The organism is Nocardia sp. NBC_01009 (assembly GCF_045208035.1).
Classification (GTDB): domain Bacteria; phylum Actinomycetota; class Actinomycetes; order Mycobacteriales; family Mycobacteriaceae; genus Nocardia.
This window is the reverse complement of record NZ_CP108695.1, coordinates 1130256-1136969: the sequence shown is the minus strand read 5'-3', so window position 1 is coordinate 1136969 and position 6714 is coordinate 1130256. Positions and strand designations below refer to the sequence as shown.

Sequence of the window (6714 nt, the reverse complement as noted above, 5' to 3'; positions counted from 1 at the left end):
GATTCCTCTATCTCGCCTTATTCGATTCCAAGCATGCGTTTTTCGCGATCACGCGGTTCATCGGTTGCCCACGACGTCGCTCGCAATCGAGTGGATCCATCGCCGAATCCCCTCTGCCGCAGCCGGTGCCGCGTCTTCGATGAGGGAGAAGTGGTCGGCGGATATGTGGATCGTGTCGCCGCGGTGCTGCCAATCCGGCACCGGCGCAGCAATATCGAGGCCCGGTAGCCCGACAGTGGCTCGCAGATTCAGCGTGGGCGCGGCAATGGACCGCGTGCCGCGCTCGCCGAAGATCCGCACATAATTGCCCATGGCGACCAGTGCGTGGTCGTCGATATCGATCAGTTCGTGACCGCGATCGAGCACCAGGCCGAGCGCGCCGGCGAAAACGGTGCCGATGAGGTCTTCACCATCCGGCGAATAGGTGTCGAGCATCGCGACACCGACCGGGCCACGACCACGCTCGTCGAGCCGTTCGGCGAGCGCGTGCGCGACCGCTCCGCCGATCGAGTACCCGACGAGTACGAACGGATGCTCGCCCGTGGCGTTTTCGGTGACAACGGCAAGGTGGTCGAGAAGCGCGCCCCAGGTCGGCGGCATCGGTTCACCGACTCGGGTCCCCGGCAGTGGCAACGCGGACACACCGAATTCGGCGCCGAGTTCGCGCGCCAAGCGGCCGAACTGGTGCGGTCCGTTGCCGACCAGGAACGACGGGATGCAGATCAGGTTGGGTCCGGCGCCGGCGCGCGACAGCAGCATGGGCGCCGAGGGGCCATTCGCGGCGGCCGGCTCATCGAAAGCGACGCTCAGTCTGGCACTTTCGATCAACAGCGGCATCGCCTCGGTCGCGTCCCCGCGCCGATGCGCCGCCATCACCAGCTCCGTCAACCGGCCACGTACTCCCGATGCGGCGGGCGGCGGCTCGTGCCGAACCTCGACGGCCCCCATCCGCGACCGCAGCAGCTCCGCGACCGCGGCGGCGGTCGGATGCTCGAACACCAGCGTCGACGGCAGAGACAGACCCGTGATGGCGACGAGCCTGTTACGGAACTCGACGCCGCCCAACGAGTCGAATCCGAGTTCAGCGAACGGCACATCCGCGGCCACCGCGGCGGCCGACTTGTGTCCGAGGACGACGGCGGCCAGCGAACGTATCTCCTGGAGGATGACCTCGTAGTGATCGTCCTCAGGCAGCATCTCCAAACGCTGTGCCAGCGAGCCGCGTTCGCTGCCGGGCTGCGCTGCAACGGGCGCGCGCACGATCTCGCGCAGCACCGGCGGCAGCACGCCGGAGCGAGCGAGCGATGCGAGCGCGTCCCTATCGAGCGACGCGGTCATCAGCAGCGAGTGGCCGGTGGCCAGCGCCTTGTCGAACATCGCCAATCCCGGCTCGGGGGTGATGGGTAGCAGCCCGAGCCGGGTGCGAATACGGCGGGCTATGTCCTCGGTATCTTCCCGATCGAGCACGCCTGCCATACCGAGCGTCCACAGCCCCCACGCCAGCGAGTGCGCGGGCAGGCCGGTTTCGCGACGACGATGCGCGAGTGCGTCGAGGAAACGGTTCGCGGCCGCGTAGTTGCCCTGGCCCTGACCACCGAGTAGCGGGGCGGCGGAGGAAAACAGCACGAACGCCGACAGGTCGTGATCCCGGGTGAGTTCATGCAGATGCAGTGCCGCATCGACTTTCGGCCGCATGACGCGGTCGATCTGCTCGGTGGTCAGCGTCTCGACGGTGCCGTCGTCGAGTACGCCGGCGGTGTGGATCACGGCGGTCAGCGGGTGTTGCTCCGAGATGGTCCGCAGCAGATCTCGCAGCGCATCTCGGTCGGCGACGTCGCAGGCGGCCACCCGGACCTGCGCACCCGCGGCCTCGAGATCGCCGACCAGATCCGCGGCGCCGGGGGCATCCGGTCCCCGCCGGGAAACCAGCAGCAGGCTCCGAACGCCATGTGCCGCAACCAGATGTCGCGCCGTCAGCGCACCTAGACCTCCGGTGCCACCGGTGATCAGAACCGTCCCGCCGCCGAACGAGACCGGTGCCGCATCCGGCGCGGCGGCCCGTATCAGCCTGGGTACCAGTAGCGTGTTGTCACGCGCTGCCACCTGCGGCTCACCGAGATCCGCGGCTCGCACCACCGTGCCGGATGTCACCGCGGTGGCGTCGTCGTGGTCGATCTGGACGACCCGGCCGGGATGTTCCGACTGCGCACACGCGATCAGACCGGATACCGCCGCTGCCGCAGGATCACACAATTCGCCCGGTATTTCCGCGGCGTTGCGGGTCACGACGACCAGCGTGGATTTCTCGGATCGTTCGTCGGCGATCCAGTCCCGGACCATCGTCAGCGCCGCATCGACTCGCAGCCGGGCCACCTGGGCGGCATCACCCGTCGCGGGGACGTCGTCACAGTGCCAGACGACGATCTCGGGTACGGACGGCATTGCGAGCAGAGCGTCCAGATCCGTGTGTGCCTCGACGCCCGGCATCGTCGTGGAGCCCAATACCGCTACAGCACAACGATTCACGGAGGTCGAGGTGGATGCCGGAGTCCACCGGAGGGTGTAGAGCGGGTGCGAGGTTGCGCGATCACGGCGCAGGGTGCGGGCATCGACCGGGCGCGCGACGAGGGTGTCGACGGCCACTACAGGTCGACCGTGCGTGTCGGCGGCATCTACTCGGATGGTGTCGTGGGTGCGGGCGACACGCACCCGCAGGGCCGTGGCTTCCTCCCGGTAGACGCGCACTCCGGCGAACGAGAGCGGCAAGGGCACCCGTCCGTCGCCGGTATCGGCGAGACGGTCGATCGCGGTGTGGAAAGCGGCGTCCAGCAAGGCCGGGTGCACCCGGAACCGCCGCGCGTCCGCGTTCTCGGGCAACGACAGCTCAGCGAACACCTCGGCACCGCGCATCCACGCGGCGCGCACACCCCGGAATGCCGGGCCGTACCCGAAACCCATGTCCGCCAACCGCTCGTACAGCCGCGCCGAGTCCACCGGTTCGGCGCCCGCGGGCGGCCACACCCGTCCGTCCCACACCGCGTTCGCCGCGCCGGCCACGGGCGCCAGCACCCCTGTCGCGTGCGCGACCCACTCCGCGCCGTCGGAATGCTCACCGGACACCCTGGAGTGCACGGCGAACCGACGCCTGCCCGCGCCATCGGCGGGCTCGACACCGAGCTGAATATCGACCGCGGTGTCGTCCGGCAGCAGCAGCGGCGCTTCCAGCAGCAGTTCCTCGACGACCTCGGCGCCGAGCCGAGTGCCGGCGGTCAACGCCAGTTCCACGAATCCGGTCCCAGGCAGCAACACCGAGCCGAAGACCGCGTGATCGGCGAGCCACGGGTGGGTCCGCAACGACATCCGTCCGGTGAACAGCCATTCGTCCCTGCCCGCCACGGAGACGACGCCGGTCAGGATCGGATGATCCGACGACACCGCGGAGGCATCGGCGGCGAGCGGCTCCAACCAGAACCGCTGACGCTGAAATGCGTACGTGGGCAACGACACCCGGTGCAGCGGACGGCCCGCGAAGATCGGCTGCCAGTCCACCTCGGCGCCGCAGGCGTGCAGCTGCCCCAGCATCGTCACGCACTGCGTCACTTCGTCGACCGAACGCCGCGCCCCGGCGGCAACCATCGCCCCCGCCTCGACCTCCGGATATTCGGCCAGGCACTGGCGAGTCATGGATGCCAGCACCGCATCCGGGCCCACCTCCACGAATCGCCGCACCCCGGCCGCGACGAGGGCATCGACGCCGGGCGCGAATCGCACGCCGCCGCGTACCTGCTGCACCCAGTACTCCGGATCGGTCACCTCGGCACCGGCGACACCGCCGGAGATGTTCGACACCACCGGAACGGTCGGCGATCGATATGTCAGACCCGCTGCCACGGAACGGAATTCGTCGAGCATCGGCTCCATCAACGCCGAATGGAACGCGTGACCGACCCGCAATCGCGATGTCCGCACGCCCGCGTCGGACAGCTCGCGCTCCGCCGCTTCGACGAGGTCGGCAGCGCCGGACAGCACCACCGACGAAGGGCCGTTCACAGCCGCGACCGATAACCGATCACCATGTACCGCAACGAGTTCGAGCGCTTCCTTTTCGGTCAGGGCGGCCGCGAGCATCGCACCGCCCGCCGGCAACGCACCCATCAAGCGGCCCCGCGCCGCCACCAGCGCACACGCGTCCGCCAGCGACCACACCCCCGCGACGTAGGCGGCCGTCAGCTCGCCGATCGAATGTCCGGCCAGCACATCCGCGGTCACGCCGAACGACCCCATCAACCGGAACAACGCCACCTCGAACGCGAACAACGCGGGCTGCGTCCACTCCGTCCGATCCAGTGCGACATCGGCCGCGCCGACCCCCGGCGGCCGTGTCGCAGCGCTGCCGGAGAACATCACCTCCCGCAACGACCCGCCGAGATGGGGATCGAACTCGGCGCAGACCTCGTCCAACGCCGTCGCGAAAACCGGGAAGGCCGCATAGAGCTCCGCCCCCATCCCCACCCGCTGAGCTCCCTGCCCAGTGAACAGGAATGCCGTCCCACCCGCGACGGACTCACCGGCCGCCGAGGATCCCGACGCCAGGTCCGCCAACTCCGACGCCAGTTGTTCGCGATCGCGACCCACTACCACGGCGCGCCGGTCCCATTGCGTCCTGTTCTCGATCAGCGACGACGCCACACTCCACAGGTTCGCATCCGGATTGTCGAGCAGCCACTGCCGCAACCGATCCGCCTGGGCGCGCAGCGCCGCATCGGACTTGGCCGATACCAGCAACGGCAGCACATCCGCCGCGGCAGCGGGGGTCGCGGCGGTCTCCTCGACCGGCGAAGGGACGGACGCGGGCGCTTCCTCCACGATCAAATGAGCGTTGGTGCCGCTGATCCCGAACGAGGACACCCCGGCCCGCCGCACCCGCTCACCCGCGAGCCAGGGCTCCGCCTCGGTCAGCAATCGCACCGATCCCGCCGACCAATCCACATGCGGCGACGGCTCACCCACGTGCAGCGTCCTGGGCAGCATTCCGTGCCGTAACGCCTGCACGACCTTGATCACCCCGCCCACGCCCGCGGCCGCTTGCGAATGCCCGATATTCGACTTCAGCGACCCGAGCCGCAATGGCGTGCCGCGACGCTGTCCGTACGCGGAGATCAACGCCTGTGACTCGATCGGATCACCCAGCGGCGTTCCCGTCCCGTGCGCCTCCACCACATCCACATCCGCCGGCTCGAGTCCGGCAGCTGCCAGCGCGGACGCGATCACCCGCTCCTGCGACGGACCGTTCGGCGCGGTCAAACCATTGCTCGCACCATCCTGATTCACCGCCGATCCGCGAATGACGGCCAGAATTTCGTGCCCGGATCGCCGCGCGTCCGACAACCGTTCCAGCACCAGCACGCCCACGCCCTCGGACCAGCCCACCCCGTCCGCGCCGGCCGAGAACGACTTGCACCGCCCATCACGCGACAAGCCCCGTTGCCGCGAAAACTCCACGAACAGCGACGGTGTCGACATCACGGTCACACCGCCGGCCAGCACCAGGGACGTCTCCCGGCGGCGCAGTGCCTGGGCGGCCAGATGGATCGCCACCAGCGACGACGAGCACGCCGTGTCGACCGTCAGCGCCGCACCTTCCAGCCCCAGCGTGTAGGCCACTCGCCCCGACACCACACTGCTCACCGATCCGGTGCCCGCGTGCCCCTCCGCTGCCGGGCCGGCGGCCTTGGCCGTGTGCTCGTAGTCGGTGTACATCACTCCGGCGATCACGCCGGTGTCGCTGCCTCGCAGCGAGGTCGGGTCGATACCGGCGTCTTCCAGGGCTTCCCACGAGGCCTCCAGAAACAACCGCTGCTGCGGATCCATCGCCGCCGCCTCACGCGGGCCGATGCCGAAGAACCCCGCATCGAAATCACCGGCGCCGGAAAGAAAACCGCCCTCGCGCGTATACACCTTCCCGAACCGGTCCGGATCGGGATCGAACAATCCCGCCACATCCCAGCCCCGGTCGGCCGGGAATTCCCCGATCGCGTCCGAGCCGGAGGCGACCAGATCCCACAGTTGCTCCGGCGACTCAACACCGCCCGGATACCGGCAGCTCATGCCCACGATCGCAATGGGCTCGACGCTCTGCTCCCGCAGTCGGGTGAGCTCGTCGCGACTCGACATGAGCTCCACGGTGACCTTTTTGAGGTACTCCAACATCCGGTCGGACGAGTCACCAGTGTTTGTGTCCACGTTCACATCCAGGGGTAGATCGGGGTTGCCGAAGACGCCGGAAGAATTCCGGCGCTATCGGCCAGGGGATACCGACGCCGTCGTCGAGCTTCGAGTGGCGGAGCGGTGATTCGGCGAATCGGCGGCAGACGGCCGGTGGCGTTACGGCTGAATCCAGCCGTCGTGACTGCCCTCGGCAACGTCGGGCGGGGGCGAAGCGACGGATCCGCCCGCAGACCGCCTGCGGTACCGGTCCCCGTCCGAGCATGCGGGCACCGATTCCCCGCCGCTCCATGACGTGCGAAAGTTCGCCGAGGCCGATCGGCACGAACTGGACGTTCGCTTTTTTCCGGCACACAGTGCCGCCCTCGCTATGTCCCTCATCGACATACCCTCACACTCCCGACGCCAGCCGACTCGCAAAATGTCGCCGACCGTCGGTGGATGTTGTCGCTGGTTATCGAGACGTAGTCCATGGGGACGTTCCTTTTC

At 68.6% G+C, this 6714-nt stretch carries 1 protein-coding gene; it reads right to left on the bottom strand.

Translation table 11 applies throughout. The features are described from left to right. Positions 1-57 precede the first annotated feature (57 nt). Positions 58-6243 (bottom strand): type I polyketide synthase, encoded by a 6186-nt coding sequence (locus OHA42_RS05250; protein WP_406235024.1) that lies wholly within the window; start codon positions 6241-6243, stop codon positions 58-60. Positions 6244-6714 lie beyond the last annotated feature (471 nt).